Genomic DNA, 3,897 nt, shown 5'->3' with positions numbered 1-3,897 from the left:
GCCCTAGTGGGGGTGCCGCACGCACCAGGTGGGGCGGTGGTGGGTCTGTCACCGGTTCTGAACGCAGGGGAGGATCCGGCGGGTCCGGCTTCTGCGCGCGCCCAGACCTCCCGGGCCAAATAGCCCCCGCAGGAGACCGGGCGAAGGCCGCCTTCTTTTTCGTATTCTTTTTTTTCCCGTTGTATTGTATCTGATATCCATAGTACTACTAATGTATGAGAGCACCGCCGCTCCTTATGCGCGAAACCGTTTTAAAGCTGGAAATATCCTCCGCTTGATAAAAGAACATATGTTCTTTTATAATAAAAAGAGAACAGACGAGGATGGAGGAACAGCGAATGGACGGGGCAAAACGCATTATCTTTCATATTGACGCCAACAGCGCGTATCTGAGCTGGACCGCGGCGGACCGCCTGAACCGGGGGGACACTCTGGATCTGAGAACGGCGCCGGCCGTTATCGCAGGCGATCCGGACGACCGGCACGGCATTATTCTGGCCAAGTCCATACCGGCGAAGAGATTTGGGATCGTCACCGGAGAGAGCCTGTCGTCCGCCCGCGGCAAATGCCGGGAACTGCTGGTCTATCCTCCCGATTATGAGCTTTACATGGACTGCAGTCAGGCGATGTATGAAATCCTGCAGGAGTATTCTCCTGTGGTACAGCGATACAGCATCGACGAGTGTTTTTTGGATTTTACAGAATCGGAAAAGCGCTTCGGCGGAGCGGAACAGACGGCGGAACAGATCAGAGAAAGGATGAGGGAAGAACTGGGGTTTACGGTCAACGTAGGCGTGGGACCCAACAAGCTGCTGGCCAAAATGGCCGGCGAGCTGAGGAAGCCGGACGCTGCGGAGACGATCTGGCCCTGGGAGATCAGGGACAAACTTTGGCCCCTTCCCGTCCGCGAGCTTTTTATGGTGGGAAGGGCTACGGAGGAAAAGCTGCGGCGGGTCAACATCCGCACCATAGGAGATCTGGCCCAGACGGATCCCGGGTATCTGAAAACGGTCTTTCACTCTCACGGCGGATTGATCCACCGGTATGCCAACGGGCTGGACGATGAACCAGTAACGGCAAACGCGGATATTTTTCAAAAGGGGGTGGGAAACAGCGCCACCATGAGATATGATCTGACGGAACCGGAGGAGATCAGCCGGGCTTTGCTGGCGCTCTGTGAGAGAGTGGGAATGCGACTGCGCCGGCTGCAGTACACAGCGTCTCTGGTGGGGATCTCGCTGAAGACCGACGGCTTCATCCGGCGCAGCCACCAGAGAGAGCTGTCCTGTACGACGGACTCTACCACGGAGCTGTACCGCTGCAGCGAACAGCTTTTCTTCGAGTGCTGGAAAGGAGAGCCGATCCGTCAGGCGGGCGTCTTCGTCTCTCATCTGTCCTTCGCCGGACAGCGGCAGCTTTCCCTGTTTCAGCAGGATTGGGAACGGGAGGAACGCGTGGATCAGGCGGTGGACCGCATACGAAAGAAATTTGGCGACGGAGCCGTTATGCGCGGATCATTCGCCAACACAGGCCGCGCGCCGCTGCTGGGCGGCGTGCACGAGGGACGCTATATAATGATGGGAGGGTATGAACAATGAAGATCGTGGCGAAGCCGATCGACGCGGCTGTGTATTTTACAGGAAAGGAAACGCCCAGACCCTACAGATTTCGCTGCCGCCCGGAAAACGGAGAAGCGGAGACCGTAAAGATCGATCGGATCTTTCAGACAGAACGGACGAACATCGCCGGAGCTCCGGCGATCGTCTACCGCTGCCAGTCGCAGATCGGCGATACAATGAAGCTGTATGAACTTCGATATTTTATCAGGGAATGCAGATGGGAACTCTATAAGATATAGAAGATCTTCGCCGCCGCTGCAGTTTGAAGGGGCCGCGCCGGATAAATTAACCGGCGGTTAAATTTTCCGGCCTCCAATGAAACGACGGCTCAATTGCGGAGTCCTGGGGAATTCTCTATAATGAAACTATACTTTCCGTTGGCGGGGGCATACGCGTTTTGTCAGCGGAGGATAAAAGTGAGGAGGAAGCGTCATGGATATAAGCGCCCGGATACGGGAGAATCGAAAGAAAATGGGTCTCACCCAGGAACAGGTGGCAAATTTATTGGGAGTGTCCACGCCGGCGGTGAACAAGTGGGAAAAGGGCGCGACTTATCCGGACATTACCCTGCTGCCCGCGCTGGCGCGGCTGTTCAGGACCGACCTGAACACGCTGCTGTGCTTTGACGAAGATCTGACCCAGCAGGAAGTCGCGGAGTTCTTAAACGATCTGGGTCAAAAGATCAGGGACGAAAGCATTGAAGAGGGATTTCTGATGGCCATGGAAAAGGCGAAGGAATACCCTAACTCCGGGGAACTACTGCATTCCATCGCGCTGGTGCTGGAAGGGGCCCTGCTGATGTCGGGAAGGCCAGAGGAGGAAAAAGAATCCTATCTGCCGAAGATCAATGAACTTTATGAGAGGGCCGCAGAAAGCGACGACCCCCGCGTTGCCGAAAAGGCAAATTACATGCTGGCCTCCGGATGCATCGCCCGCGGGCAGTTTGAAAAGGCACAGGAAAAACTGGATCTGCTGCCCCAGTGGAACGCGCTGGATAAACGCACGCTGCAGGCAAATCTCTGGATCAAAGAGGGGAAGATCACTCAGGCGGCGGAATTGCTGGAACGCAAGCTGCTGACCAGCGTTCAGACAAATCTGTCCGTCTGCGACCAGCTGGCAAAGATCGCATTGATGGAAGGCGATGAGGAAGCGGCCGCCGCCGTCGCCGACTGCGCGAAAAAAGAATGCGAAGCCTTCGGACTCTGGGAATACAATGGGCATATCGTCGCTCTGGAGGTCGCCGTTTCCAGAAAAGACGTCCGGGGCAGCACCGCCGCGCTGAAAGCGATGCTGGAAGCGATCTTTACGCCCTGGACTCCGGGGAGCGCCGGAGTGTTCCGGCACGCTGCGCAGCATTGCGCGGATCATCCCGGGGCAGTGGGAAAGGCGATCCTTCCCCCGCTGCTGGCCGAGCTGGAGAACAATCCGAGATACGATTTTCTCCGTGGGGATGAGGAATTTCAGGAGCTGATCAGGGAATATGGGGGAAGGTGCAAAAGGAAATAAACTTCTTACCGGGCGTTCCTCCGCCGGTCAGGGAGGAACGCCCGGTAACGGCGGCCATACTGGAACAGTTTGTTGACGCGGTTGTGAAGTAATCCGGGCTTCTATTTTCCATGCAGGGGGGCGATTTCCACAGAGATCAACGCTTCATGACTAAGTCTTGGCCGGCAATTCTTTGTGCGGTCTCAGCTACGCGCGTATCTCGTCGATAATGAAATCTATAAATTGTTGTGAATAGGTGAAGTCATGCTGATTTCCCATAACGTGTTCGTATCCAATTTTGATATTATTTTCTTTTATTTGGAATGATAAAAGAAAAGAGGAGGTGCCGCATGGCTTATGTAAATGGAACACCGCGTGACCAAATCAGGCTGTTTGTCTCCTGGGAGGAAGAGATTGCTGCTGACAATCCGGTCCGGCTGGCCGACGCCTTTGTCGACGGTCTGGAGATGGACAAACTGGGGTTTACCCATGCAGTTCCCGCAGGCACGGGACGGCCAGCCTATGACCCCGCTATGCTTCTCAAATTGTACCTGTATGGCTACCTCCATATCGTAACGAATTGATTCTTATTATTCATAAACGCTCCATTCACAACTTCCGATATAAAAAAAATGCAGATCAGCAGTTGATCGAAAACACGAGAGAATCCATTTTTTCTTTTTGCCTTGTATTCAACATCAAAAAAGAAAAAAACAGAGGACGCAGCAGACAGTTCTATTATCTGCCTTGTCGATTTATGTCGCTTTTTTCTTTTTGAAAGCACTTTTGCACT

General features: G+C 54.2%; 6 protein-coding genes. 4 read left to right on the top strand and 2 right to left on the bottom strand.

Annotated features, from left to right (window positions below):
* Positions 1–338 precede the first annotated feature (338 nt).
* From E0E37_RS00440 to E0E37_RS00430, 3 genes are all read left to right on the top strand, one after another.
* Positions 339–1,598, top strand: coding sequence for a DNA polymerase Y family protein (locus E0E37_RS00440; RefSeq protein WP_130861012.1), 1,260 nt, complete (start codon positions 339–341; stop codon positions 1,596–1,598).
* The gene (locus E0E37_RS00435; RefSeq protein WP_130861011.1) at positions 1,595–1,858 is read left to right on the top strand and encodes a hypothetical protein; all 264 of its coding nucleotides are present in this window, start codon (positions 1,595–1,597) and stop codon (positions 1,856–1,858) included. Before E0E37_RS00440 ends, E0E37_RS00435 begins: the two co-directional genes overlap by 4 nt.
* A gap of 193 nt (positions 1,859–2,051) precedes the next feature.
* Positions 2,052–3,125 carry a helix-turn-helix domain-containing protein gene (locus E0E37_RS00430; protein ID WP_130861010.1) on the top strand — a complete coding sequence of 358 codons (1,074 nt, stop codon included), beginning with the start codon at positions 2,052–2,054 and terminating at the stop codon, positions 3,123–3,125.
* Positions 3,126–3,311: 186 nt separating this feature from the next.
* Here the strand turns inward: E0E37_RS00430 and E0E37_RS19180 are convergent, their stop codons facing one another.
* Positions 3,312–3,476 (bottom strand): hypothetical protein, encoded by a 165-nt coding sequence (locus E0E37_RS19180; protein ID WP_165445133.1) that lies wholly within the window; start codon positions 3,474–3,476, stop codon positions 3,312–3,314.
* Here E0E37_RS19180 and E0E37_RS00425 point away from each other — a divergent pair.
* Positions 3,455–3,688, top strand: coding sequence for a hypothetical protein (locus E0E37_RS00425; protein WP_130861009.1), 234 nt, complete (start codon positions 3,455–3,457; stop codon positions 3,686–3,688). The genes E0E37_RS19180 and E0E37_RS00425 overlap by 22 nt on opposite strands.
* Here the strand turns inward: E0E37_RS00425 and E0E37_RS18650 are convergent.
* On the bottom strand, positions 3,664–3,897 hold a 234-nt coding region (locus E0E37_RS18650), incomplete at its 5' end, for a hypothetical protein (protein WP_207302892.1). The genes E0E37_RS00425 and E0E37_RS18650 overlap by 25 nt on opposite strands.

Origin of the sequence: Bacilliculturomica massiliensis, from assembly GCF_900605495.1 — a bacterium.
GTDB lineage: Bacteria > Bacillota > Clostridia > Peptostreptococcales > Anaerovoracaceae > Bacilliculturomica > Bacilliculturomica massiliensis.
Note: the sequence above shows the minus strand (reverse complement) of the source record. Positions and strands in the feature narration are given on the sequence as shown.